The sequence below is a fragment of the Enterobacter sp. Lyrl_3 genome (assembly GCF_051948675.1).
GTDB classification, from domain to species: Bacteria; Pseudomonadota; Gammaproteobacteria; order Enterobacterales; family Enterobacteriaceae; genus Enterobacter; species Enterobacter cloacae.
In genome coordinates this window covers 389,521-414,835 of record NZ_JAYJLI010000004.1, presented here as the reverse complement: position 1 = coordinate 414,835, position 25,315 = coordinate 389,521, and the positions used below count along the sequence as shown (strand labels likewise).

The following is a 25,315-nucleotide window of genomic DNA, read 5'->3' as shown; positions in this document are numbered from 1 at the left end:
TAAACACTAAAAACGGCAACGTGCGTTGCCGTTTTGCTTTTACTTACTTAAATCCACCTGATAAATGGCGAACCCGATATCATCCGTCGCAACCTTCTTCATAGGATACTGCGCCTTCTCCTTAATAAACGCCGCAGCCTTATCCGACGGAGATGTTTCAATGCGAATATCCAGTGGGGTATCGCTGTGGATCGGGGCCAGACGCCAGTTGTTATCGACCGCTGGATGAATCTCTCCCGCCTTTTTCGACTCAGCGCTGATCCAGGCGGCCAGCACCGAGCGGTTCTCATCCGGGGATGCAAAAGCAATGTGGCTATCGCCGGTGCCGGCAAATTTGCCGCCATACGCGCGATAGTTATTGGTCACCACCAGGAAGGTGGCCGCCGGATCGACAGGCTTGCCCTTGAAGGTCAGGTTTTTGATGCGCTCTGCCTGCGGATTAATGGCCTGACACTCGCCGTCATATTTCGCGGGCTGGGTGACATCAATCTGATAATCCACCCCGTCGATAACGTCGAAGTTATAGGTGCGGAACCCGTCCCAGTTAATCAACGACTGCGGCTTGCTGTTCTTCGGATCGATCTGGTTAAACTGCCCGGCGGAGCATTCCAGCCACTCTTTCACCTCTTTACCCGTTGCTTTAACCACGACCAGCGTGTTCGGGTAGAGATAGAGATCGGCGGCGTTACGGAACGTCAGTTGGCCTTTTTCCACTTCAACATAGCTGGCCGGGTCATTTTTACGTCCGCCCACTTTGAACGGTGCGGCGGCGGAAAGCACCGGCAGGTTGGCTAAGTCCGGATCGCCCTGAACAAAATGTTCGGCATAGGCTTTCTGCGCCATATTGACCACCTGAACGGTTGGGTCATCCTGTATCAGCGCCAGATAGCTGTACATGTTGTCGGCGGATTTGCCGATCGGCTTACTGACGAACTCGCGGGTGGCGTCGTGGTCATGTTTGAGCACGTCGAGGAGTTTTTGGTCTTCAGCCGCCAGTGATTTTTTGGCGGCAGCATCGTAGATGGGGCGCGCTTCGGCTTTGGATCCGGTCACCTTCCAGCTGCCGCTGTCGTTATTGAGTACCAGATCCACCACGCCAAGATGGTCGCCCCACATGCCGGGCATTACCGCCGGCACGCCGTTGAGCGTTCCCTTGTCGATATCTGCCCCTTTGATGCTGGCAAAATCCTTACCCGGGAAGACCGCATGAGCGTGGCCGAAGAGGATCGCGTCCACGCCCGGCACTTCGCTCAGGTAGTAAACCGAGTTTTCCGCCATCACCTGGTACGGATCGGCAGAGAGGCCCGAGTGGGCGACAACGACCACAACATCCGCCCCTTTTTCACGCATCTCCGGTACGTATTTACGCGCCGTTTCGGTGATGTCGTTAATGGTGACTTTGCCGGTGAGATTGGCTTTATCCCAGGTCATGATCTGGGGTGGTACAAAGCCGATGTAGCCAATTTTCAGCGTCTGCTTTTTACCGTCCTGATCAACAACCTCGGTCTCTTTAATCAGATAAGGGGTGAAAAGCGGCTTTTTGGTCTTAACGTCGATGATATTGGCGTTAACGTACGGGAATTTTGCGCCTGCCAGCGCATCGTGCAGGTATTTAAGACCATAGTTGAATTCGTGGTTACCGAGGTTGCCGACGGTATAATCCAGGGTGTTCATCGCTTTATACACCGGGTGGATCTCGCCTTTTTTCAGCCCCTTTGCCGCCATGTAGTCACCCAGCGGACTCCCCTGAATCAAATCACCGTTGTCGACCAGCACGCTATTTTTCACTTCATTGCGGGCGGCATTGATCAAACTTGCCGTGCGTACCAGTCCGAATTTTTCCGTAGGGGTATCTTTGTAGTAATCGAAGTCCATCATATTGCTGTGCAGGTCGGTGGTTTCCAGAATACGGAGATCGACCGTCGCCGCCTGTACGCTCGCTGCAATCAGCGTCGCCAGGAGCGTTGCGCTAAACTTAATCATCAGAGGAGTCCTTTTTACGATCCAGGCCACAAAAGAATATGTATCTATCGTTTGTTGCTTACAGAAGTGTGAATCCTGCCAGAAAAAAGGGCGATGAAACCGGAATTGCTTCACAGATAGCGGAATTGTTCACATTACGATATAAATAAAACAAAGAGTTATACCCACTGCGTTAACGAAGAGGTGGAGAATGTTAGATAAAATTTGTCAGCTCGCACGGGATGCGGGCGATGCCATCATGCAGGTGTATGACGGCGCACAACCGATGAACGTTGTCAGCAAGGCGGATGATTCCCCGGTCACGGCGGCGGATATCGCGGCGCATGGCGTGATCATGAAAGGGCTACAGGCACTCACGCCAGAGATCCCCGTGCTTTCCGAAGAAGCGCCGCAGAGCTGGGATGAGCGTCAGCACTGGCAGCGTTACTGGCTGGTCGATCCTCTGGACGGCACCAAAGAGTTTATCAAGCGTAACGGTGAATTCACCGTGAATATCGCCCTGATCGACAAGGGCAAGGCGGTGCTTGGGGTGGTCTACGCGCCGGTGATGAAAGTGATGTACAGCGCCGCAGAAGGCAAGGCCTGGAAGGAAGAGTGTGGTGTCCGCAAGCCGATCCAGGTGCGCGATGCGCGCCCTCCGCTGGTGGTCATCAGCCGCTCGCACAGCGACAGCGAGTTGGAAGAGTACCTGCAACAGTTGGGTGAACATCAGACGACCTCGATTGGCTCCTCGCTGAAATTCTGTCTGGTGGCGGAGGGGCAGGCGCAGCTCTATCCCCGTTTCGGGCCGACGAACATCTGGGACACGGCAGCCGGCCACGCGGTAGCCGCAGCCGCGGGTGCGCATGTTCATGACTGGCAGGGCAAGCCGCTGGACTACACCCCGCGCGAATCATTCCTCAATCCAGGCTTCCGGGTCTCTCTTTACTGAGCCAGCAGCTTGTGCAGCAGATCAACCACCTGCTGCACCTCTTCCTGGGTTAACGCCCCGTCTTTTACCCACTGCACCTGGCCGTTTTTATCCAGCACGATAATCGCTGAACTCTCTTCCTCAAGCTGCCAGGCTTTGCGCGTCACGCCGTTGCTGTCGACAATAAACTGCGACCACGGGTAGAGCTTTTTGTTGCTCTCAAGGCTTGAGCGTACAAACATCCCGGAGCCAGGGATGGCATCGTCGGTGTTCACAATGGTGGTGGTCTGATAGCGGTCATGCGGGAATTTTGCGGCCTTGATCGCTTCCACCAGGTTTGCGTTTTTCTCTTTTGCAGATGTACGACCGGCAATATGTTGTACAACTCTCACTTTGCCCGCGAGCTGCGCGCTATTCCACGGTTTGTAGCTAAACTTATCATTGTCGAGAATCAATTCTCCCCGGTCAGCAATGCCGACTGGCGGTACGCGTTGTCCTTTTTCAATGTTGTGGGCACTCGCCCACAGGGGCAGGAGCAGGCATGCGGCTGCAAGAATGTTACGTAGGGTCATGGTGTTTCCTTATTGTATGCAGGTGATCCGACCACTTGGTCTTACGCTTTTAATCATAAGTGCGATCAATGGGCTTTTCCCGCAATCCCGATGCCAGTTTGCGGGCGAACGCACATATCCATAAAAAAACGACGGCTTATACTGCCTGTAGTCACAGTTTGAAAAGATTATTCTGAATAATTGTAATCAAACGGTAAATAAACTTATGCACACTGGGTAACTACGTAGTTCTGGTCTATAGTCATTGGGCAACAAAATTTGCGCTCAGAACAGTCGGGCCGATTGTGGCGCCGCAAGAGCGTATGATTCGCAGGAGATACAAGAATGAAAATTTTCCAACGCTACAACCCGCTTCAGGTGGCGAAGTACGTGAAGATCCTGTTCCGTGGACGGTTGTATATCAAGGATGTTGGCGCTTTTGAGTTTGATAAGGGCAAGATCCTTGTCCCAAAAGTGAAGGACAAACAGCACTTGTCTGTGATGTCCGAAGTCAACCGTCAGGTTATGCGTCTGCAAACTGAGATGGCTTAACCAACGTGCTATGCAGTAGTTAAAAAAACGGCTCCCGATGGGAGCCGTTGATGTTTGTGGGGGCAGGAACCTTACGCCGACACCTTCTCTTCCGCATCCGGCAGCTTCGGCACCAGCACGGTCGGTTTGTTATCGATACGCGTCACCAGCAGCTGGTCGATGCGGTAGTTATCAATATCCACCACTTCAAACTTGTAGCCGGAGAACTTCACCGAGTCGGTGCGCTTCGGGATTTTACGCAGCATAAACATCATAAAGCCGCCGATGGTCTCGTAGTTGCCTGACTGCGGGAACTCGTCGATATCCAGCACGCGCATCACGTCGTCGATTGGCGTTGCGCCGTCAATCAGCCATGAGTTCTCATCACGCGCCACAATCTGCTCTTCCAGACCCTGGCCGACCAGGTCACCCATCAGCGTGGTCATGACGTCGTTGAGGGTAATGATACCCACCACCAGCGCGTATTCGTTCATGATAACGGCAAAGTCTTCACCGGCGGTTTTGAAACTTTCCAGCGCTTCAGAGAGCGTCAACGTGTCCGGTACAATCAGGGTATTGCGGATCTGCACGCCGCTGTTAAGCGCCAGGCTTTGGTTCGCCAGCACGCGGTTCAGCAGATCTTTGGAGTCCACATAGCCGATGATGTGGTCGATATCTTCATTACAGACCAGGAATTTAGAGTGCGGGTGCTCCGCGACTTTATTCTTCAGGCTCTGCTCATCTTCATGCAGATCGAACCAAATCACGCTTTCACGGCCCGTCATGGAAGAGGGCACGGTACGGGATTCCAGCTCGAACACATTTTCGATCAGCTCATGCTCTTGCTTACGCAGCACCCCGGCCAGCGCACCGGCTTCTACCACGGCGTAGATGTCGTCGGAGGTGATGTCATCTTTACGCACCATCGGCAGTTTAAAGATGCGGAAGATGACGTTCGCCAGGCCGTTGAAGAACCACACCAGCGGACGGAACACGAACAGGCAGAAGCGCATCGGGTTGATGATACGCAAAGCTACAGCTTCTGGCGCAATCATACCGATGCGTTTCGGGGTCAGGTCAGCGAACAGGATGAACATCCCGGTGACCAGCGAGAAGGAGAGAATAAAGCTCATCTGCTCGGCAAGTTCGGCGGACATGTACTGAACGAACAGGCTGTAAAAGGCCGGAGAAAACGCTGCATCCCCCACGATACCGCCGAGAATAGCAACCGCGTTCAGGCCAATTTGTACCACGGTGAAGAACGTTCCAGGATTTTCCTGCATCTTCAGGATACGGGAAGCATTGATGTTGCCTTCGTCGGCAAGCAGCTTAAGTTTGATTTTACGGGACGCGGCCAGCGAGATCTCGGATATCGAGAAAAATGCGCTGACGGCTATCAGACAAAGTATTACTAAAATACTGTTTAACATAGTTTATCCGGCTTCTCGCCAGATCCTCGGAAGGGAAGTTGATACCATTTGTGTGGAAACACATTGAACGTCAGCTCGTAGCGTTGAGCTGATTATTTCAGCGGGTAGTATAGCGTAAAGAGATGTAAACCTGCCAGAGGTCACATTTTGCGGCGAAAAGAGGCCGGGCAGGCGGTGAACCGGCCCGGCGAGACGCGCTATTTTGCGGCCGATAACCCGACGTTGTTCACTGCACGACGGGCAGCATCGCCTCCCCATACCTGATCGTACTCATAGCCTGTGAGCTGTTTTATCACCACACGAGTATTGGCATCGCAGTCGCGGTAATCACCGCCCAGCTTACGGCGGGCAATCTCCTTGAGAAGCAGTTTATGCGTCTCGCGGGTGAGCTTGAATTTATAGGTAGTGAAGAAGCTCACCGCCAGCAGGGCTGCCGTCGCGAAGATCATCAGGCCTATAATCGCCCCCAGCGCGCTTTCAGGCTGTACGCCGCCGCCCTTCACAAAGCCGGACTCCTGCAGGACCAGGCCAATAATCATGATGGCGATCGCCACGGTGCTTTTGCGGGTCAGGACCATCACCCCGGCAAAAATCCCTTCGCGGCGCTGCTGCGTCACCATCTCGTCAATATCAGGAATGAAGCTGTAGATATTCCACGGTATGTAATAGAGGCCCGCGCGGGTGGCGCCCAGCAGGATAAAGACCGCCGTGAACAGCAGCGTGGGCACCTGGGTTTTGGTCAGGTAGACCGTAAACAGGAACACCAGCACGAAGAAGATCCCGCCGTAAGAGAGGCGCAAAGCGGCAGAAGGGGAGACATTCAGCCTGTTCAGCAACAGCATAAATCCATATGTGCCAGGTACTGAGGCGAAAGCCGCAATGCTCAGCCAGCCGGAGACGGCTGCCGCGTCCTGGCTCAGACAATACACGACATAATAGGTAAAGACCGAACCGAATACGTCCATCGCCGTAAATGAAAAGATATAAATAATAATGTGCAGGCGGAACGCGCGAATACGGAAAGAGGAAAAGAGATCCAGCACCAGATATTTCAGGTGATTAATTAATCCGCTGCTGCGCTGTTTATCCACTTTAAACGTGGATGGCTGTTGCACATCTTTCGCTTCCCAGGTGGTATACCAGGTAATAAATACCGCAATACAGAATACGCAGGAGAATATCAGCCCGGTAAGAGTATAGGTAAACGGATTATCTTTCCCCGTGAACTGCATAATGACGCCGGGAACGGAAACCGCAAGAAAGCCGCCGAGCTGAGAGCAGATCATACGCACTCCGGAGAGACGGCTACGCTCTTCATACCGGTTAGTCATTTCAGCGGCCAGGGTTTCCCAGGGCACCAGCACCATCGCCGACAAGAGCTCAATAGAGAGGTAAGTGCCCAGGTAATACCAGTAACCCATGTCCGTAAGCCACAGCAGGGCATACAGAAACATTAAGGGCGAACTGAGTAATAAAAAGAAGCGGCGACGGCCAAATTTACGCCCGAGCCAGGTATCACCGAAATTATCAGTAATATAACCCATAATCGGGCTTAATAACGCATCAATGACGCGGGCAATAGCAAATATCGAACCTGCTTCGACGACAGAGAGCCCGCAATAGGTGGTGTAAAAAAATAAAAGCCAGGTGCCGATAATGGCGAAAGCGCCTCCGCCAAACAGATCGGTTATACCGTAGCCGAGCGCCACGCCATAACCCACTCTACGTTCAGTTGGTTTGACCATAATAATATCCAGTGTAGGGTAATGATTAACCCGATCTGTCGGGTCGTTTTTTATTTACTGCTGGAATACAAATTACGTTCTATTTATTGATTTCTATCCATTGCCTTAATTGAGATGATCGATAAATAGCCTCCACAAGGGTGAGTGATTTCCCGGCTTCACGGATATCGGTGTAATCCGTGTAACCGGGGGGGGTGATAGCCTGATAAAAACGACGGATTGCCTGCTGGTGGCCCAGCCCCCAGTAGCTTTTGACCGAACCGTCCGGGGAGTCGTCGCAGGTGAGCCTGACGCGCTCACCCGGCGTCACGCGCCAGAGCGTGTTGTCGTTCAGCAGCAGCGAGCCCTGCTCGCAGTGGATCTCCATCAGAAGCGGGGAATCAGTGGTATTGCAGTTGCTGGCGTAAAACAGGCCGCGCGCGCCGTTAGCAAAGTGCAGCGTGGCCATCGCGCTGTCTTCACCTTCCGTCACGTCCGCCAGTTCACCGCTATCCACCACGCCTTTCACACGCGTCACGCCGCCGGCAAACCACTGCATCAGGTCGAGGGTATGAATGGCCTGGTTGATCAGCAGGCTGCCTCCTTCCGTAGCCAGTCGCCCACGCCACGAACTTTGGGTGTAGTACGCGCCCGAGCGTGACCACGTCAGCACCGCTTTGATACTGAGCATTTTTCCCAGCTCGCCTTCGTCCAGCGCCTGGCGAATGCGCAGGCTGGTGGGGTTGAGCCGGTTCTGATAACACACGCCGAGCAGACCCGTAGCCTGGTCAGCGGCGCGGGTGATATCCACCAGTTCGCTGCTGTTCATGCCCACCGGTTTTTCGCAGAACACATGCTTTCCGGCGGCGAGGGCCGCCAGAATCATGCTTTTATGCTCAAAGTGCGGCGTGCAGATATGGACCACATCGATGGCATCATCCAGCAGCATCTCCCGGTAATCCTGATAGAAGCGGCACTGATAGCCCAGTGCCAGCTTCAGTCCTTTGACGCTGTCAATATCTGCCAGCGCGCGCAGCGCAACGTTGGGGAGCTGGCGCAGCGCATTCACGTGGCAACCGTGAATCGCTCCGGCGCCGATCACCGCCGTGTTCAGGAGCTTCATTGTCGCCTCCCGTTATGCCGTTGCGTTGGCCAGCATCTGTGCCTTCACGCAGAGCTCCGCCGCCTTAAAGGCGTGAGCCTGGGTCATGGCATGTTCAGTACGATGCAAACAATCGAGGATCAGCTCGCCAAAGAACGGGAATCCGACCTGGCCGGCGACCGGATAACGGAACTCCCCCTCGTTATTGACGAGATACACCACGTCCTGTTCACCACGGGTGAGATCGACATATTTGCGGATCTCGATATAGCCTTCGGTGCCCAGCAGCGTCAGGCGGCCATCGCCCCAGGTCGATAGCCCGTCAGGGGTAAACCAGTCGCAGCGGAAATAGCCGCTGGCGCCGTTTTCCCCTTTCAGCATGGCATCGCCAAAATCTTCGAAGGCGGGGTACTGGGGGTGTTTAACGTTCCGTACCTGGCTTGCCACCACGGTGGCGTCACTGTTGCCGGTATAAAACAGGAACTGCTCAATCTGATGGCTGCCGATATCGCACAGAATGCCGCCGAAATAGCGCCGATCGTAGAACCAGTCCGGGCGGCCGGTCCCTTCCCGGTGCGGGCCCGTCCCCAGCGTTTGTACGACGCGGCCAATGGCCCCTTGCTGCACCAGCTGTCCGGCAAAGACCGCGCTCTCAACATGCAGGCGTTCGCTGTAATACACGGCGTATTTCCGGCCCGTTTTTTCCACCATGGCTTTGGCATCCGCCAGTTGTTCAAGGGTGGTAAGGGGGGCTTTATCGGTGAAGTAGTCTTTGCCTGCGGCCATCGCTTTTAGCCCCAGCGCACAGCGCTCGGCGGGAATGGCGGCGCCAGCTACCAGACGCACCTCGTCGTCGGCGAGTATGACATCCAGGGAGTCTGCAACCCTGGCCTGCGGATACTGCTGAATAAATTTGTCCACTTTTACCGGATCGGGGTCGTAGACCCATTTCAGCGTGGCGCCCGCTTCAATCAGGCCGTTACTCATGCCGTAGATATGGCCGTGGTCGAGCGCGGCAGCGGCAAAGACAAACTCTCCTTCCCTGACAACGGGCTGAGGTTTACCCACTGGCGCGTAGTTCATGCCGTCATTTTTGTTCATGGTGTCACTCCTTCATCCAGATCTTTGCCCAGGGGAATCGCACCGACTTCGCTGAAGTTGGCGACGCTTGCGGATTTTTCATAAAAACGGGGGGCGAGGGCGTTGGTCCCGCCGGTACGGTAAAACGGATCGTCGCGTTGAATCGGCAGCGAAACCACGGAGCGGGTGATGGCGGATTTATAGATCGCGGTTATCAGCTCCAGCGAACGTTTGCCCTGCAGGCCATCCACTAACGGCGCCGTGCCGTGCTCAATGGCATACAGCAGGTCATTAATCTGCCCGGTGTGCAGCGTCCATTCGAGCTTCGGCGTCTCGTGAAAAACGGCGTTAAGCTGCGCTTCCCGTTGCAGGTCCCGATCCTCCTGGGGAAAGCCGTTATCAGCGCTGACACTGGCAAAGGCCTGCCACGGTGCGGAGATGCGCGCCTTTTCACCCTGGATAATGATTTTCTGATCTTCGCCGTGGTGCACGACCGAGGCGGTTAGCTGAGTGAGTGCGCCGCTGGGGTATTTAAATATTGCCGCGCTGAGATCTTCGACTTCAGCGTTGTCGTGCGCCACGTTGGTCATCATAGCCACCACTTCAGACGGGAAACCCAGCATCCACTGAATAGCGTCTATGTGGTGAACCGCGTGGTTAAGGGTGCAGCCGCCGCCCTCTTTTTCCCAGGTGCCGCGCCACCACAGGTCGTAGTAGCAGTGTCCGCGCCACCAGAACGAGTCCACCTGGGCATGGCACACCTTGCCAGCAAGGCCCGAATCCAGCGCCGCTTTTAAACGCCAGAAGGCATCGGTAAAGCGGTTTTGAGCGATGATGGCGAGCAATTTACCGCTGGCCTGTTGCGCGGCGATCATGGCGTCGCACTCCTCCAGCGAGGCGGCCATCGGTTTTTCGCACAGCACATGGCAACCCGCATTGAGGGCATTAATGCTTATCTCTGCATGAACGTAGGGCGGCGTGCAGACGTCGACGATATCGATATCTGGCTCTGACGCCAGCATCTGCTCGTGGCTTTCATACACGCGTGCGTCCGTCAGGTTGTAGCGTGCTTTTTTCTCGTGGGCTTTTTCCGGGTAGATATCGACCAGCGCGACGATCCGGCAGCGTTGGCCAAACTGCAAATAACCCTGAATATGGTTATGCGAGATATTTCCTGTTCCCACGATAGCGACATTTAACATCGTTTCTTCTCCTGAGTTACCAGGTGCCGGAGGCATCCAGCGTGACGCTGGCGGTCTCTTTAGCCACTGAGGTGCTGATACGCTGTTGAAGCAAGCGCAGATACTGTTTCTCGTTGAGCGGGAGGTCGACCCAGTCGTCGGTCCAGGTGGAGAGGTGCATGGCGTTGGAGAGCGTTAACCCGTGGATCCCTTCCAGCCCCGGGGCAATGAGCGGCTCGCCGCGCAGGATGGCGCCGCAGAAATTGGCGGTAATAACGTGGTGTTCGCTGCATTCCGGGCCGACGGGAAGCGTGACCTCCCAGCATTCCGGTTCACCAAAGCCGTTTTGCCAGCGGGCGTTGAAGGCGGTTTCAGATTCCCGCAGCCGCCAGTAGCGCAGTTTCCCTTCTTCGACGACCACCTTGCCGCGATCGCCGACGATCTCCAGCCGGTTGGTCCCCGGCGTTTCAGCCACGGTCGTGATAAATACGCCCGTCGCACAGTTGGCGTACTCGGCGTAGGCGGTGACCTCATCTTCCACTTCTATGTCGCGATGCTTACCAAACTGGCAAAACGCGCGCAGACGGATCGGCATACCAACTAGCCACTGCCAGAGATCGAGCTGATGCGGGTCCTGATTGAGCAGTACGCCGCCGCCTTCTCCTTTCCAGGTGGCGCGCCAGCCGCCGGAGTTGTAGTAGCTCTGCGAGCGATACCAGTTGGTAATGATCCAGTTGGAGCGGCGGATCTCACCCAGCTCGCCGCTGTCGATCAGATCTTTCACCTTCTGGTAGAGCGGGTTCGGGCGCTGGTTGTACATGATGCCGAACACCACATCGCAGGTCTGGGCACAGGCGTTCATCTCCTGCACCTGCGCCGTATACACGCCGGCCGGTTTTTCGCAGAGCGTGTGGATGCCGTGGCGCATTGCCAGCATCGACAGACGCGGATGCTCGTAGTGCGGTGTTGCGACAATCACCGCGTCGATAAGCCCGCTCTGAAGCATCTCCTGCGCGTCGCTGAAAAGGGGGAGGGAGCCGACCAGCTGGCGAATGGCCGGATGCTTTTCCGGTGCATTATCACAAACCGCCGCCAGGCATGCGTCACTGACCGTACCCGCCAGTAAATAACGCGCGTGGACCGTACCGATATTACCTATTCCGATAATGCCAAAACGTACCTTCTCCATGTCACACCTTAATTTCAGTTGAAATGAGGGATGACCGGAAAATAGGAAAGGGGAGCCGCAGCGACAATGTGTTTTTGTGAGAATACTCGCAAGCTGTTTAAGTAATCTCCAGGGTCTCTGAAATTTGGTTTTAAAATCAAAGCGCTGTTTCTGCAAATATTTGCAAAAACTGATTGAGAGCGAGGTCACACTATGCCGGGCAGGTTAAAAATGGAGGAGATTGCGACCCTGACGGGGTATTCCGTCAGCACGGTTTCGCGGGTATTAAGCGGCAAGTCTTATGCCAGCGATAAAGCCCGTGACGCGATCGTTCGCACCGCGCGCGAATTAGGTGTTCTGGAGGCAATGGCAAGCGGAAGGCTGTTAATTAACGGTATCGCTGTCTTTGCCCCGGAAAGAACTTTTCAGGGGCGTGGAGACATTTTTTATCTGGAAGTGACCAAAGGCATTGCTGAAGCGTGCGCCCCGCATAACGTGTGGGTCAGTTGCTGCGGATTAGAAGAGCAGCACGCCGACGTGAAATTGTTTATGGAAAAGGCCAGCCATAAGAATATCAACGCAATAATAATTATTGGGACTGATGATTCCACCATCTTTAAACTGGCGAGCACGCTGAATAAGCCCTGCGTATTGATTAACTCCGTTGATCGGGATCGGGTGCTGGACGCCGTGTCACCCGATCACCGGGCGATTGGTTTCACCGCCATGCAGTACCTTTTTGAGCAGGGGCACCGCCGTGTGCTCACGCTCACCTGCCTGCGGCGTGAGACGCTGTATGCGCGTCTGGACGGCATTAAAGAGGCGTACCGCCATTTTCACGTGGCCTTTGATCCCCAGCGTGATTTGCTGGTGACGGAGTGGTTTACGGCAGAGGAGGCCGAGCGGGCGCTGGATGCATGGCTGTTAAGTCATGACAGATCGCAGTGGCCAGAGGTGATTTTCCCGAACAGTACCAGCATGACGGAGGGGGTGATCAGGGCGTTAACGCGCCACGGGCTGCGCATTCCGGAAGACATTTCGCTCATTACGACCGATTTTGCATGGAATTTAGCGCACCGTCTGGAAAAACCGATCACGGGCGTCACGGTGCCCTGCCGTGAGCTGGGGATTGAGGCCGTACACCTGCTGCAAACGCGGCTCAACCGACCTCAGGCGCCGGTCTATAACCTGCTGTTGCAGGGCAAAGTCATGGATTACGGCTCAGTCAGTAATGCCACGCGCCACGCGGCTCGCGTGGCGCTGGATCAGTAATCAGGCAAGCTGCGGCGGCAGGCACACGCCGATGCCACCAATTCCGCAGTAGCCGTACGGATTTTTGTGCAGATACTGCTGGTGGTCGTCCTCGGCATAGTAGAACGGTTTCGCGGTGGTGATTTCCGTTGTCACCTCGCGCGTATCACCTGCGTCGCGCATGGCCTGCTGGAAACGCTCCTTACTGGCGAGTGCGGCGGCTTCCTGCTCAGGCGTGAGCGGATAAATCGCCGAACGATACTGGGTGCCATGGTCATTACCCTGACGCATACCCTGCGCCGGGTCGTGGTTTTCCCAGAATACCTGCAGCAGCTGTTCATAGCTGATGACGGACGGGGCGTATACCACGCGTACGGCTTCAGCATGGCCGGTCTCGCCGGAGCAGACTTCGCGGTAGGTGGGGTTTGGCGTATATCCGCCCGTGTAGCCCGCCGCGGTGCTGTAGACGCCAGGTAACTGCCAGTAGAGGCGTTCCACGCCCCAGAAGCAGCCCATGGCAAACAGGGCGATTTCCATGCCTTCAGGTACGTTGGTCATGGAATGGCCATTCACGGCGTGTAAGGTTGCGACTGGCATAGGGGTGTTGCGTCCCGGTAATGCATCTGCTTGTGAAACCAGATGCTTTTTGTCGAATAAACTCACGATGGGGCCTCCCGGGGTGCGATGTTTCGGTTAAGGTTGTCACGAAGCGTTTAATTGAACACAATAAATGCGCTGAATGAGTCTAGATTTAATCATAAGAAATATTTGGGTGTTACACCCTTTTTCAACCCGAGAATTGGGTTTTTTGGCTAACAGGCCGTATTTTGCCGCGGAGCGGCACTTCATTTGCTTCCAGGGTGGAAACAGGGATATTCAGGAGAGAACGTGACAAAAATCCGCCAGTTATGTTTGGTCAGTGTCTTGCTGACAAGCGGGGTTGCCAGCGCGGCGAATGTCCGTTTGCAGGTTGAGGGGTTATCCGGGGCGCTGGAAAAAAACGTGCGTGCACAGCTGTCGACGATTGAAAGTGACGAAGTGACGCCGGACCGGCGTTTTCGTGCACGCGTGGATGACGCGATACGCGAAGGGCTAAAAGCCCTGGGATATTACGAACCCACCATCGATTTCGATCTCCGCCCACCGCCAAAAAAGGGGCGGCAGGTGCTTATTGCCCGCGTCTCGCCGGGTGAGCCGGTGCTGATAGGCGGCACCAATGTGGTGTTACGCGGCGGCGCGCGTACCGATCGCGATTATCTGGATCTGCTCAGTACGCGGCCTAAAATCGGTACCGTACTGAATCACGGTGATTACGACAGTTTCAAAAAATCGCTGACGAGCGTCTCCTTACGCAAGGGCTACTTCGACAGCCAGTTCAATAAAAGCCAGCTGGGCATTGCGCTGGGCAGACGCCAGGCTTTCTGGGATATCGACTATGACAGCGGCGAACGCTACCGCTTTGGCGACGTGACGTTCGAAGGCTCGCAAATTCGTGAAGAGTACCTGCAAAACCTCGTGCCGTTCAAAAAGGGTGACTACTACCATTCACGCGATCTGGCCGAGCTGAACCGCCGCCTGTCGGCAACCGGGTGGTTTAATTCGGTGGTCGTTGCGCCGGAGTTTGAAAAGGCCCGCAAAACCAAGGTATTACCGCTGCACGGTGTGGTGTCGCCACGCACCGAAAACACCATTGAGACCGGGGCTGGCTATTCAACGGACGTGGGGCCGCGCGTGAGGGCGACCTGGAAAAAGCCGTGGATGAACTCGTACGGCCATAGCCTGACCACCAGTGCCAGTATCTCAGCCCCGGAGCAACAGCTCGACTTCAGCTACAAAATTCCGCTGCTGAAGAACCCGCTTGAGCAGTATTACCTGGTCCAGGGGGGCTTTAAGCGTACCGATCTGAACGATACCGAGTCGGATTCCACCACGCTTGCCGTATCCCGATTCTGGGATCTCTCCAGCGGCTGGCAGCGCGCCATTAACCTGCGCTGGAGTCTTGACCACTTTACCCAGGCCAACGTCACCAACACCACCATGCTGCTCTATCCGGGGGTAATGATCAGCCGTACCCGCTCACGCGGCGGCCTGATGCCGACCTGGGGCGATTCCCAGCGTTACTCTATCGATTACTCCAACACCATGTGGGGTTCCGATGTGGATTTCTCGGTAATTCAGGCGCAAAACGTCTGGATCCGCACGCTGTATGACAAACACCGCTTTGTGATGCGCGGTAACCTCGGCTGGATTGAAACCGGCGACTTCGACAAAGTCCCGCCTGACCTGCGCTTCTTCGCCGGGGGCGACCGCAGTATCCGCGGCTACAAATACAAATCCATCGCGCCTAAAGATGATGACGGCAAGCTGATCGGGGCCTCCAAGCTGGCGACCGGCTCGCTGGAGTACCAGTACAACGTCAGCGGAAAATGGTGGGGCGCCATGTTTGTGGACGGCGGCGAAGCGGTGAGCGATATCCGCCGCAGTGATTTCAAAACCGGCGCGGGCGTGGGCGTGCGCTGGCAGTCGCCCGTCGGGCCCATCAAGCTCGACTTCGCCGTACCGGTGGGTGACAAAGAAGAACACGGTTTACAGTTTTACATCGGTCTGGGGCCTGAATTATGAGTTTATGGAAGAAGATAAGCCTCGGAGTACTGATTTTTATCGTGCTGCTGCTCGGTACGGTGGCGTTTCTGGTGGGCACGACAACCGGCCTGCATCTGCTGTTTAACGCGGCGAACCGCTGGGTACCCGGGCTGGAAATCGGCCAGGTGACGGGCGGCTGGCGCGATCTACGTCTGAAGAATATTCGCTACGAGCAGCCTGGCGTTGCGGTCAACGCGGGCGAGTTTCACCTTGCCGTCAGGCTGGGTTGCCTGCGGGACAGTAAGCTCTGCGTCAACGACCTGTCGCTAAAAGATGTGAACGTGGCGATTGATTCGGAGAAAATGCCGAAATCAGCGCCGGTTGAAGAAGAGGACAGCGGCCCGCTGAATCTCTCGACGCCGTACCCGATTGCGCTTTATCGGGTGGCGCTGGACAACGTCAATGTCAAAATCGATGACACCACCGTATCGGTGATGGATTTCACCTCCGGCCTGCGCTGGCAGGAGAAAAACCTCACCCTGACGCCAACCACCCTGCAGGGATTGCTGATCGCGCTGCCGAAGGTGGCGGACGTGGCGCAAGAGGAGATCGTCGAGCCGAAGATCCAGAACCCACAGCCGGAAGAGAAACCGCTGGGTGAAACGCTGAAAGATCTGTTCTCGAAGCCCGTCCTGCCGGAGATGACGGACGTGCACCTGCCGCTGAACCTGAATATCGAAGCGTTCAAGGGCGAGCAGTTGCGTCTGACTGGCGACACCGATCTCACGGTCTATAACATGTTGCTGAAGGTCAGCAGCATCGACGGCAACATGAAGCTCGACGCGCTGGATATCGACACCAACCAGGGCTCTGTCAATGCCTCGGGTCATGCCCTGCTGCGTGACAACTGGCCGGTGGATATTACCCTGAACAGCGCGCTCAACATCGATCCGCTGAAAGGCGAAAAAGTGAAGGTCAAGGTGGGCGGCGCGCTACGCGACAAGCTGGATGTCGGGGTGAATCTCTCCGGCCCGGTGGACATGGTCCTGCGCGCGCAAACCCAGCTGGCGGAAGCCGGACTGCCACTTAACCTTGAGGTGGTCAGCAAGCAGCTGTACTGGCCGTTCACCGGCGAAAAACAGTTCCAGGCCGATGACCTGAAGCTGAAGCTGAGCGGCAAGATGACCGATTACACGCTGTCGTTCCGTACCGCCGTGAAGGGCCAGGACGTGCCACCCGCCACGATCACGCTGGATGCAAAAGGGAATGAACAGCAGGTTAATCTCGACAAACTGACCGTTGCGGCGCTGGAAGGCAAAACCGAGCTGATCGCGCTGCTCGACTGGCAGCAGGCGATCAGCTGGCGCGGTGAGCTGAAGCTCTCGGGGATTAACACGGCGAAAGAGGTGCCGGACTGGCCGTCAAAACTGGACGGTCTTATCAAAACTCGCGGCAGCCTGTACGGCGGCACGTGGCAGATGGATGTCCCGGAAATCAAGCTCACCGGTAACGTGAAGCAGAACAAGGTTAACGTGGAAGGTTCGCTCAAAGGCAACAGCTACCTGCAGTGGGTGATCCCGGGGCTGCACGTGGCGCTGGGGCGCAACACGGCGGATATCAAAGGCGAGCTGGGGGTGAAAGATCTGAACCTCGACGCCACTATCGATGCGCCGAATCTGGATAACGCCCTTCCGGGGCTTGGCGGCACGGCGAAGGGGCTGCTTAAGGTGCGCGGCACGGTGGATGCACCGCAGTTGCTGGCGGATATCACGGCCAGTAACCTGCGCTGGCAGGAGCTGTCCATCGCCCGCGTTCGCGTTGACGGGGATGTGAAATCCACCGATCAGATCGGCGGTAACCTGAACCTGCGCGTGGAGCGCATTTCTCAGCCGGACGTGAACATTAATCTGGTGACCCTGGACGCCAAAGGCAACGAGAAGCAGCACGACCTCCAGCTGCGCGTGCAGGGTGAGCCGGTTTCCGGGCAGCTTCACCTGACGGGGAGCTTCGACCGCAAGGCGGAGCGCTGGAAAGGGACGCTCGACAACACCCGTTTCAACACCCCGGTAGGGCCACTGGTGCTGTCACGCGCTATTGCCCTGGACTACCGCAATGCCGAACAAAAGATCAGCATCGGGCCACACTGCTGGACCAACCCGAATGCGGAGCTGTGCGTGCCGCAGACCATCGACGCGGGAGCGGAAGGGCGCGCGCAGATCACCCTCAATCGTTTTGATCTGGCGATGTTAAAACCGTTCATGCCGGATACCACTCAGGCGAGCGGCGTCTTTAGCGGGAAGGCCGATGTGGCCTGGGACACCACCAAAGAGGGGCTGCCACAGGGCAGCGTGACGCTTTCTGGCCGCAACGTGAAGGTGACACAGGATGTCAACAACGCGCCGCTGCCGGTGGCGTTTGATACCCTGAACCTGAGCGCCGATCTGCACAACAACCGGGCCGAGCTGGGGTGGCTTATCCGCCTGACCAATAATGGCCAGTTCGACGGTAAGGTGCAGATTACCGACCCACAAGGGCGACGTAATCTGGGCGGGAACGTCTCTATTCGCAACTTCAACCTGGCGATGGTTAACCCGATTTTCTCGCGCGGTGAAAAAGCGGCGGGGATGCTCAACGCGAACCTGCGGCTGGCGGGCAACGCGCAAAGCCCGCAGCTGTTCGGTCAGATGCAGCTAAACGGTGTGGATATCGACGGCAACTTTATGCCGTTCGATATGCAGCCAAGCCAGATTACGATGAACTTCAACGGGATGAGCTCAACGCTGAACGGCTCGGTGCTGACCCAGCAGGGGCAAATCAACCTCAGCGGTGACGCCGACTGGAGCCAGCTTGATAACTGGCGCGCCCGTATCGCCGCGAAAGGCAGCAAGGTGAGGATCACCGTACCGCCGATGGTACGCCTGGATGTCTCGCCGGATATCGTCTTTGAAGCAACGCCGAGCCTCTTTACCCTCGACGGGAACGTGGACGTGCCGTGGGCGCGCATCGTGGTTCACGAGGTGCCGGAAAGCGCGGTGGGCGTCTCCAGTGATGAAGTGATGCTCGACGATAACCTCAAGCCGATTAATCAGCAAAGCGCGGGCATTCCGATCAACAGCAATCTTACCGTGCATGTGGGGAATAACGTTCGTCTGAACGCGTTTGGGCTGAAGGCACGCCTGACGGGTGACCTGAAAGTGGCGCAAGACAGACAGGGGCTTGGCCTGAACGGGCAGATCAACATTCCTGAAGGGCGCTTCCATGCTTATGGTCAGGATTTGATTGTGCGTAAAGGTGAACTGCTGTTCTCCGGTCCGCCGGATCAGCCGCTGCTCAACATTGAAGCGATTCGTAACCCGGAAGCGACAGAAAACGACGTGATTGCGGGCGTGCGCGTCACCGGTTCGGCCGACGAACCGAAGGCGGAGATCTTCTCCGACCCGGCGATGTCCCAGCAGGAAGCACTCTCTTACCTGCTGCGTGGTCAGGGCCTGGATAGCGGCCAAAGCGACAGTGCAGCGATGACCTCAATGTTAGTGGGTCTGGGGGTTGCACAAAGTGGTCAGGTTGTGGGTAAAATCGGTGAGACGTTCGGCGTAAGCAATCTGGCGCTGGACACCCAGGGCGTGGGTGACTCCTCGCAGGTGGTGGTCAGCGGCTATGTATTGCCGGGTCTGCAGGTAAAATATGGCGTGGGGATCTTTGACTCGCTGGCAACTCTCACGTTACGCTATCGCCTGATGCCTAAGCTATATCTGGAAGCAGTGTCCGGCGTAGACCAGGCACTTGATCTGCTCTATCAGTTTGAGTTTTAGCAATGCGAATATTTGTCTACGGCAGTTTACGAACCAAGCAAGGCAACAGTCACTGGATGACCAATGCCCTGTTGCTTGGGAATTACAATATCGAAAACTACCAGTTGTACAGCCTGGGCCACTATCCAGGCGCGGTTCCCGGCGAAGGAACAGTACACGGTGAAGTTTATCGTATTGATAACGCGACACTTGCCGAACTTGATGCCTTGCGCACCAGGGGCGGTGAATACGCGCGCCAGTTGATCCAGACGCCGTACGGAAGTGCGTGGATGTACGTCTACCAGCGTCCGGTCGAAGGGTTAACGCGGATTGTAAGCGGTAACTGGTTAGACAGAGACCAGTACTGAAAAAACAACGCCACCGTGAGGTGGCGTTGTTTTTTGTGCCTCTTGTCGGGGGCGTAGCGCACCCGGGAGAAACTCTCCAGCCACAAAAAAGCCCCGACCAGCGGGGCTTTATCGATGTGCGGTAAGAATTACTTCTTAGCAGCGCGTTCGAAAGAGGCGATGATTTCTGCTTTCGCCGCTTCTGCGTTGTCCCAGCCGTCAACTTTAACCCACTTGCCTTTTTCGAGGTCTTTGTAGTGCTCGAAGAAGTGAGTGATCTGCGCTTTCAGCAGTTCTGGCAGGTCGTTCACATCTTTGATGTGATCGTACTCTTTGCTCAGCTTGGTGTGCGGTACCGCAACCAGTTTCGCATCTTCGCCGGATTCGTCGGTCATTTTCAGCACGCCAACTGGGCGGCAGCGAATGACTGCGCCTGGCTGCAGTGGGTATGGCGTTGGAACCAGCACGTCAACCGGGTCACCGTCCAGAGACAGGGTGTGGTTGATGTAACCGTAGTTGCATGGATAGAACATCGCGGTAGACATGAAACGGTCTACAAACAGCGCACCGCTCTCTTTGTCCACTTCGTATTTGATAGGATCTGCGTTAGCCGGGATTTCGATAACAACGTAGATGTCTTCTGGCAGTTCTTTACCCGCAGGGACGTTGAGTAAGCTCATGTCTGTGTCCTTTAAAATGGATGGTAAACAAGTGGCAGGTATTATAGCCAACTGGCGCTGAATGTCTCCGCCTGTTTTCGTCTTCTCACCGCGTTCGTTTCACTTTTCAGACCGATTCCATGACAGAAAAATCCATAAACTCAGCCGCATTTTTCATGGAGAAATGAAAGCGATTACAAACTTGTGATTAACGTTTTATTCACTTTTCTGAAGTGTGATGTAACGCAATTCGTTACATATTTCATTGGCTATAGTCATTTCGCAGAACATCTTTTAACCAACAATAACTCACCCTACGAGGACGTTCATATGTGGAAGCGCTTACTTCTTGTCACAGCAGTTTCGGCAGCCATGTCGTCTATGGCGATGGCCGCACCTTTAACCGTAGGATTTTCGCAGGTCGGCTCTGAATCAGGCTGGCGTGCGGCAGAAACCAACGTGGCGAAAAGCGAGGCCCAGAAACGCGGCATCACGCTGAAGATCGCCGATGGCCAGCAAAAACAGGAAAACCAGATTAAAGCCGTGCGTTCGTTTATTGCGCAGGGTGTGGATGCCATCTTTATTGCGCCCGTTGTGGCCACCGGCTGGGAGCCGGTCCTGAAGGAAGCGAAAGACGCTGAGATCCCGGTCTTCCTGCTCGATCGTTCCATCGATGTAAAAGACAAATCTCTCTATATGACCACCGTGACCGCCAACAACGTTCTTGAAGGGCAATTAATTGGTGACTGGCTGGTGAAACAGGTGGATGGCAAGCCGTGTAACGTCGTTGAGCTGCAGGGTACGGTCGGCGCGAGCGTGGCCATCGACCGTAAGAAGGGGTTTGCTGAGGCCATCGCCAAAGCGCCAAACATTAAAATTATCCGTTCTCAGTCCGGCGACTTTACCCGCAGTAAAGGTAAAGAGGTCATGGAGAGCTTTATCAAAGCTGAAAACAACGGCAAGAACATCTGCATGGTTTACGCCCACAACGATGACATGGTGATCGGGGCGATTCAGGCCATTAAAGAAGCGGGCCTGAAACCGGGCAAAGATATCCTCACCGGCTCTATCGACGGCGTGCCGGACATCTACAAAGCGATGATCGACGGCGAAGCCAACGCCAGCGTGGAGCTCACGCCAAACATGGCCGGTCCGGCATTCGATGCGCTGGAGAAATTCAAGAAGGACGGCACGATGCCTGAGAAGGTGACGGTCACCAAATCCACCCTCTACCTGCCGGATACCGCGAAAGAAGAGTTAGAGAAGAAGAAAAATATGGGCTACTAAGCTCGGCCCCCTCACCCTAGCCCTCTCCCCGGAGGGGAGAGGGAAAAGGGCAGTTTGGGCAGAAAATTAAAGACTGGCACGAATAGTCCCCTCTCCCCTCCGGGGAGAGGGTCAGGGTGAGGGGGAAAACCATGACCACTGAACAACACCAGGAAATCCTCCGCACAGAGGGCTTGAGTAAATTCTTCCCCGGCGTAAAAGCGCTGGATAACGTTGATTTTAGCCTGCGACGCGGCGAGATCATGGCGTTGCTGGGCGAGAACGGTGCGGGGAAATCGACGCTGATTAAAGCCCTGACCGGGGTTTATCACGCCGATCGCGGCACCATCTGGCTGGAAGGTAACGCCATTTTACCCAAAAATACCGCCCATGCGCAGCAGCTGGGGATCGGGACGGTGTACCAGGAGGTAAACCTGCTGCCGAACATGTCGGTCGCGGATAACCTGTTTATTGGCCGGGAGCCACGACGCTTTGGCCTGCTGCGCCGCAAGGAGATGGAAGCGCGGGCGACAAAACTGATGGCGTCTTACGGCTTCTCTCTCGACGTACGCGAGCCGCTGAACCGTTTTTCCGTCGCCATGCAGCAGATTGTCGCCATTTGTCGCGCTATCGACCTCTCGGCAAAAGTGCTGATCCTTGATGAGCCCACCGCCAGCCTCGATACCCAGGAAGTGGAGATGCTCTTTACCCTGATGCGCCAGCTGCGCAATCAGGGCGTGAGCCTGATCTTCGTCACCCATTTCCTCGATCAGGTGTATGAGGTGAGCGATCGCATTACGGTGCTGCGCAACGGCAGTTTTGTCGGCTGCCGCGACACCCGCGAGCTGCCGCAGATTGAACTGGTCAAAATGATGCTCGGCCGCGAGCTGGAGTCCAATGCGCTCCAGCGTGCCGGCCGTACGCTGCTGAGTGAGAAACCGGTCGCCGCGTTCAGTGATTTCGGCAAGAAAGGGGTCATCTCGCCGTTTAACCTGGAGGTGCGCCCCGGTGAAATTGTCGGTCTGGCGGGCCTGTTAGGCTCGGGCCGTACCGAAACCGCCGAGGTGATCTTCGGGATCAAGCCTGCAGACAGTGGCACCGCGCTGATCAAAGGTAAACCGCAAACCCTGCGCTCGCCGCATCAGGCCTCCTGTCTGGGTGTGGGCTTCTGCCCGGAAGACAGAAAAACGGATGGCATTATTGCCGCCGCCTCGGTGCGGGAAAATATCATTCTGGCCTTACAGGCGCAGCGCGGCTGGCTGCGGCCGATCCCACGGAAAGAGCAAAACGCCATTGCCGAGCGCTTTATTCGCCAGCTCGGTATCCGTACCCCGAGCGCAGAACAGCCGATAGAGTTCCTCTCCGGGGGCAATCAGCAGAAGGTACTGCTTTCCCGCTGGCTGCTGACCAAACCTCAGTTCCTGATCCTCGATGAACCGACCCGCGGCATTGACGTGGGGGCGCACGCCGAAATTATCCGCCTTATTGAAACCCTGTGCGCGGACGGGCTAGCGCTGCTGGTCATCTCGTCTGAACTGGAGGAGCTGGTGGGCTATGCCGATCGCGTCATCATCATGCGCGATCGCAAGCAGGTGGCAGAGATCCCGCTGGATAAACTGTCCGTTCCGGCAATCATGAATGCCATCGCGGCGTAAGGAGTGAATCGTGATGTCTCGTTCGCTTTCGCAAACTGGCGAAACAAAACGCCGCTTCAACTGGCCGACCGGCACGCCGCAAATCGCCGCGCTGCTGGTGGTGTTGCTGGTCGATAGCCTGGTCGCACCGCATTTCTTCCAGATAATCGTGCAGGATGGCCGCCTGTTCGGCAGCCCGATCGATATTTTAAACCGCGCCGCGCCGGTGGCGCTGCTCGCCATTGGTATGACGCTGGTGATCGCCACCGGCGGGATCGACCTTTCTGTTGGCGCGGTGATGGCCATTGCCGGGGCGACGGCAGCATCAATGACCGTGGCCGGGCACAGCCTGCCAGTGGTGCTGCTGGCGGCGTTGGGCACTGGCGTGCTGGCCGGACTGTGGAACGGCATTCTGGTGGCGGTGCTCAAAATCCAGCCGTTTGTTGCCACGCTGATATTGATGGTGGCCGGGCGCGGTGTCGCGCAGCTCATTACCTCGGGGCAGATTGTTACCTTCAACTCGCCGAACCTGGCGTGGCTCGGGAGCGGCAAGCTGCTCTTCTTCCCCACGCCGGTGATCATTGCGCTGGTGACGCTGGTGGTGTTCTGGATCTTTACCCGCAAAACGGCGCTGGGCATGTTCATTGAAGCGGTCGGGATCAACATCCGTGCGGCGCGCAACGCGGGGGTCAATACGCGGCTGATGGTGATGCTCACGTACGTATTGAGCGGCGTGTGTGCCGCCATCGCCGGGGTGATCGTCGCGGCAGATATTCGTGGGGCTGATGCCAACAACGCCGGGTTATGGCTAGAGCTGGATGCGATCCTGGCGGTGGTCATTGGCGGCGGATCGCTGATGGGCGGGCGCTTTAACCTGCTGCTCTCGGTAATTGGCGCGCTGATTATTCAGGGGATGAACACCGGGATCCTGCTTTCCGGGTTCCAGCCGGAACTCAACCAGGTGGTGAAAGCGGTGGTCGTACTCTGCGTGCTGATCGTCCAGTCACCGCGCTTTGTCAGCATCATTAAGGGGATCCGTGGCCATGATAAAACGTAATTTACCGTTAATGATCACGCTGGGCGTGTTTGTGCTGGGCTATCTCTACTGCCTGACCCAGTTCCCGGGGTTCGCCTCGACGCGTGTGATTTGTAACATACTGACGGACAACGCCTTTTTAGGCATTATCGCGGTCGGCATGACCTTTGTGATCCTCTCCGGGGGGATTGATCTCTCCGTCGGTTCGGTGATCGCCTTTACCGGCGTGTTTCTTGCCAAAGCGATCGGTTTCTGGGGCATCTCGCCGCTGGTGGCGTTTCCGTTGGTGCTGGTGATGGGCTGTGCGTTTGGTGCCTTTATGGGGCTTCTGATTGACGCGCTCAAGATCCCGGCCTTTATCATTACGCTTGCTGGGATGTTCTTCCTGCGCGGCGTGAGTTATCTGGTGTCTGAGGAGTCGATCCCGATCAACCATCCGGTGTACGACACGCTCTCCAGCCTGGCGTGGAAAATCCCCGGCGGGGGCCGCCTGAGCGCGATGGGGCTGCTGATGCTGGGCGTGGTGGTCATTGGTATCTTCCTTGCTCATCGCACCCGGTTTGGTAATCAGGTCTACGCTATTGGCGGCAACGCGACCTCGGCCAACCTGATGGGGATCTCCACCCGTAGCACCACCATCCGCATCTATATGCTCTCCACCGGGCTGGCGACGCTGGCGGGGATTGTCTTCTCCATTTACACCCAGGCGGGTTACGCGCTGGCCGGGGTTGGCGTTGAACTGGATGCGATTGCCTCTGTGGTGATTGGCGGCACGCTGCTCAGCGGCGGGGTGGGGACGGTGCTGGGAACACTGTTTGGCGTGGCAATCCAGGGGCTGATCCAGACCTATATCAACTTTGACGGCACGCTCAGCTCCTGGTGGACGAAAATCGCCATCGGCATTTTACTGTTTATTTTTATTGCCCTGCAGCGCGGTCTGACGGTGCTCTGGGAGAATCGCCAGAGCTCGCCTGTTACCCGCGTGAACACATCAGTAACAGAGCGATAACATGCTGAATTTGCTTAAAGTCTAAACATTTTCCGGTAGCGGCCGATACTCTTTTTTTATGCCCAGAAATATCTCGCTA

20 protein-coding genes are annotated in these 25,315 nt (G+C 56.1%); 10 read left to right on the top strand and 10 right to left on the bottom strand.

Annotated features, from left to right (window positions below; all coding sequences use genetic code 11):
- Window positions 1-39: 39 nt before the first annotated feature.
- Window positions 40-1,983 carry a bifunctional 2',3'-cyclic-nucleotide 2'-phosphodiesterase/3'-nucleotidase gene (locus VF709_RS11870; RefSeq protein ID WP_038418542.1) on the bottom strand — a complete coding sequence of 648 codons (1,944 nt, stop codon included), beginning with the start codon at window positions 1,981-1,983 and terminating at the stop codon, window positions 40-42.
- A 190-nt stretch (window positions 1,984-2,173) separates the two neighbouring features.
- Between VF709_RS11870 and cysQ the strand changes: the two genes are divergently transcribed.
- A complete protein-coding gene (gene cysQ, locus VF709_RS11865; protein ID WP_013095322.1) occupies window positions 2,174-2,914 on the top strand; it encodes a 3'(2'),5'-bisphosphate nucleotidase CysQ in 741 nt (246 codons plus the stop codon).
- Here the strand turns inward: cysQ and VF709_RS11860 are convergent.
- Window positions 2,908-3,465 (bottom strand): YtfJ family protein, encoded by a 558-nt coding sequence (locus tag VF709_RS11860; protein ID WP_013095323.1) that lies wholly within the window; start codon window positions 3,463-3,465, stop codon window positions 2,908-2,910. The two genes, cysQ and VF709_RS11860, sit on opposite strands and share 7 nt — an antisense overlap.
- A gap of 324 nt (window positions 3,466-3,789) precedes the next feature.
- Between VF709_RS11860 and VF709_RS11855 the strand changes: the two genes are divergently transcribed.
- Window positions 3,790-3,996 carry a DUF1107 domain-containing protein gene (locus tag VF709_RS11855; protein WP_008501430.1) on the top strand — a complete coding sequence of 69 codons (207 nt, stop codon included), beginning with the start codon at window positions 3,790-3,792 and terminating at the stop codon, window positions 3,994-3,996.
- A 71-nt stretch (window positions 3,997-4,067) separates the two neighbouring features.
- Here VF709_RS11855 and VF709_RS11850 read toward each other — a convergent pair whose 3' ends face one another.
- From VF709_RS11850 to VF709_RS11825, 6 genes are all read right to left on the bottom strand, one after another.
- Window positions 4,068-5,405 carry a hemolysin family protein gene (locus VF709_RS11850; RefSeq protein WP_013095324.1) on the bottom strand — a complete coding sequence of 446 codons (1,338 nt, stop codon included), beginning with the start codon at window positions 5,403-5,405 and terminating at the stop codon, window positions 4,068-4,070.
- A 197-nt stretch (window positions 5,406-5,602) separates the two neighbouring features.
- Entirely contained in the window at window positions 5,603-7,150 is a 1,548-nt protein-coding gene (locus tag VF709_RS11845; RefSeq protein ID WP_038984255.1) for an MFS transporter, read from the bottom strand.
- Window positions 7,151-7,229: 79 nt separating this feature from the next.
- Complete coding sequence (locus VF709_RS11840; protein ID WP_149896497.1) at window positions 7,230-8,252, bottom strand: Gfo/Idh/MocA family protein; 1,023 nt, start codon at window positions 8,250-8,252, stop codon at window positions 7,230-7,232.
- A gap of 12 nt (window positions 8,253-8,264) precedes the next feature.
- Entirely contained in the window at window positions 8,265-9,332 is a 1,068-nt protein-coding gene (locus tag VF709_RS11835; RefSeq protein WP_047352271.1) for a Gfo/Idh/MocA family protein, read from the bottom strand.
- The gene (locus VF709_RS11830; RefSeq protein WP_062934806.1) at window positions 9,329-10,513 is read right to left on the bottom strand and encodes a Gfo/Idh/MocA family protein; all 1,185 of its coding nucleotides are present in this window, start codon (window positions 10,511-10,513) and stop codon (window positions 9,329-9,331) included. The genes VF709_RS11835 and VF709_RS11830 overlap by 4 nt, the downstream gene beginning before the upstream one ends.
- Before the next feature lie 16 nt (window positions 10,514-10,529).
- A complete protein-coding gene (locus tag VF709_RS11825; RefSeq protein WP_149896499.1) occupies window positions 10,530-11,681 on the bottom strand; it encodes a Gfo/Idh/MocA family protein in 1,152 nt (383 codons plus the stop codon).
- A 192-nt stretch (window positions 11,682-11,873) separates the two neighbouring features.
- On the opposite strand from VF709_RS11825, the gene VF709_RS11820 reads away from it, so the two are divergent.
- The gene (locus VF709_RS11820) at window positions 11,874-12,932 is read left to right on the top strand and encodes a LacI family DNA-binding transcriptional regulator (protein ID WP_029882373.1); all 1,059 of its coding nucleotides are present in this window, start codon (window positions 11,874-11,876) and stop codon (window positions 12,930-12,932) included.
- Here VF709_RS11820 and msrA read toward each other — a convergent pair whose 3' ends face one another.
- Window positions 12,933-13,574, bottom strand: a complete 642-nt coding sequence (msrA, locus tag VF709_RS11815; RefSeq protein WP_440231651.1) for a peptide-methionine (S)-S-oxide reductase MsrA — start codon at window positions 13,572-13,574, stop codon at window positions 12,933-12,935.
- Window positions 13,575-13,799: 225 nt separating this feature from the next.
- Between msrA and tamA the strand changes: the two genes are divergently transcribed.
- From tamA to VF709_RS11800, 3 genes are read left to right on the top strand one after another with little or no spacing between them, the layout of a single operon-like run.
- Entirely contained in the window at window positions 13,800-15,533 is a 1,734-nt protein-coding gene (tamA, locus tag VF709_RS11810) for an autotransporter assembly complex protein TamA (protein WP_013095333.1), read from the top strand.
- Window positions 15,530-19,306 (top strand): autotransporter assembly complex protein TamB, encoded by a 3,777-nt coding sequence (tamB, locus tag VF709_RS11805; RefSeq protein ID WP_038984261.1) that lies wholly within the window; start codon window positions 15,530-15,532, stop codon window positions 19,304-19,306. Before tamA ends, tamB begins: the two co-directional genes overlap by 4 nt.
- Window positions 19,307-19,308: 2 nt before the next feature.
- The gene (locus tag VF709_RS11800; RefSeq protein WP_028027890.1) at window positions 19,309-19,653 is read left to right on the top strand and encodes a gamma-glutamylcyclotransferase family protein; all 345 of its coding nucleotides are present in this window, start codon (window positions 19,309-19,311) and stop codon (window positions 19,651-19,653) included.
- A gap of 128 nt (window positions 19,654-19,781) precedes the next feature.
- Here the strand turns inward: VF709_RS11800 and ppa are convergent, their stop codons facing one another.
- A complete protein-coding gene (gene ppa, locus VF709_RS11795; protein ID WP_008501423.1) occupies window positions 19,782-20,312 on the bottom strand; it encodes an inorganic diphosphatase in 531 nt (176 codons plus the stop codon).
- A gap of 309 nt (window positions 20,313-20,621) precedes the next feature.
- Between ppa and ytfQ the strand changes: the two genes are divergently transcribed.
- The 4 genes from ytfQ (at window position 20,622) to yjfF (ending at window position 25,236) form a co-directional block, all read left to right on the top strand.
- Entirely contained in the window at window positions 20,622-21,578 is a 957-nt protein-coding gene (gene ytfQ / locus VF709_RS11790) for a galactofuranose ABC transporter substrate-binding protein YtfQ (protein ID WP_014882271.1), read from the top strand.
- Between the two features lie 131 nt (window positions 21,579-21,709).
- On the top strand, window positions 21,710-23,212 hold the full coding sequence (ytfR, locus tag VF709_RS11785) for a galactofuranose ABC transporter, ATP-binding protein YtfR (protein WP_149896501.1): 1,503 nt from the start codon (window positions 21,710-21,712) through the stop codon (window positions 23,210-23,212).
- A gap of 10 nt (window positions 23,213-23,222) precedes the next feature.
- Complete coding sequence (ytfT, locus tag VF709_RS11780; protein ID WP_161799150.1) at window positions 23,223-24,248, top strand: galactofuranose ABC transporter, ATP-binding protein YtfT; 1,026 nt, start codon at window positions 23,223-23,225, stop codon at window positions 24,246-24,248.
- Complete coding sequence (yjfF, locus tag VF709_RS11775; protein ID WP_014830436.1) at window positions 24,235-25,236, top strand: galactofuranose ABC transporter, permease protein YjfF; 1,002 nt, start codon at window positions 24,235-24,237, stop codon at window positions 25,234-25,236. Before ytfT ends, yjfF begins: the two co-directional genes overlap by 14 nt.
- The last annotated feature ends 79 nt before the right edge of the window (window positions 25,237-25,315 follow it).

Excerpts from the sequence above, each read along its gene's own strand:
- VF709_RS11835 (WP_047352271.1), bottom strand. The coding sequence starts at position 9,332 with ATGAACAAAAATGACGGCATGAACTACGCGCCAGTGGGTAAACCTCAG.
- VF709_RS11850 (WP_013095324.1), bottom strand. The coding sequence starts at position 5,405 with ATGTTAAACAGTATTTTAGTAATACTTTGTCTGATAGCCGTCAGCGCA.
- VF709_RS11830 (WP_062934806.1), bottom strand. The coding sequence starts at position 10,513 with ATGTTAAATGTCGCTATCGTGGGAACAGGAAATATCTCGCATAACCAT.
- ytfR (WP_149896501.1), top strand. The coding sequence starts at position 21,710 with ATGACCACTGAACAACACCAGGAAATCCTCCGCACAGAGGGCTTGAGT.
- VF709_RS11825 (WP_149896499.1), bottom strand. The coding sequence starts at position 11,681 with ATGGAGAAGGTACGTTTTGGCATTATCGGAATAGGTAATATCGGTACG.
- tamB (WP_038984261.1), top strand. The coding sequence starts at position 15,530 with ATGAGTTTATGGAAGAAGATAAGCCTCGGAGTACTGATTTTTATCGTG.
- VF709_RS11855 (WP_008501430.1), top strand. The coding sequence starts at position 3,790 with ATGAAAATTTTCCAACGCTACAACCCGCTTCAGGTGGCGAAGTACGTG.
- VF709_RS11845 (WP_038984255.1), bottom strand. The coding sequence starts at position 7,150 with ATGGTCAAACCAACTGAACGTAGAGTGGGTTATGGCGTGGCGCTCGGC.
- VF709_RS11870 (WP_038418542.1), bottom strand. The coding sequence starts at position 1,983 with ATGATTAAGTTTAGCGCAACGCTCCTGGCGACGCTGATTGCAGCGAGC.
- cysQ (WP_013095322.1), top strand. The coding sequence starts at position 2,174 with ATGTTAGATAAAATTTGTCAGCTCGCACGGGATGCGGGCGATGCCATC.
- ppa (WP_008501423.1), bottom strand. The coding sequence starts at position 20,312 with ATGAGCTTACTCAACGTCCCTGCGGGTAAAGAACTGCCAGAAGACATC.
- ytfQ (WP_014882271.1), top strand. The coding sequence starts at position 20,622 with ATGTGGAAGCGCTTACTTCTTGTCACAGCAGTTTCGGCAGCCATGTCG.
- VF709_RS11820 (WP_029882373.1), top strand. The coding sequence starts at position 11,874 with ATGCCGGGCAGGTTAAAAATGGAGGAGATTGCGACCCTGACGGGGTAT.
- VF709_RS11800 (WP_028027890.1), top strand. The coding sequence starts at position 19,309 with ATGCGAATATTTGTCTACGGCAGTTTACGAACCAAGCAAGGCAACAGT.
- VF709_RS11840 (WP_149896497.1), bottom strand. The coding sequence starts at position 8,252 with ATGAAGCTCCTGAACACGGCGGTGATCGGCGCCGGAGCGATTCACGGT.
- yjfF (WP_014830436.1), top strand. The coding sequence starts at position 24,235 with ATGATAAAACGTAATTTACCGTTAATGATCACGCTGGGCGTGTTTGTG.
- VF709_RS11860 (WP_013095323.1), bottom strand. The coding sequence starts at position 3,465 with ATGACCCTACGTAACATTCTTGCAGCCGCATGCCTGCTCCTGCCCCTG.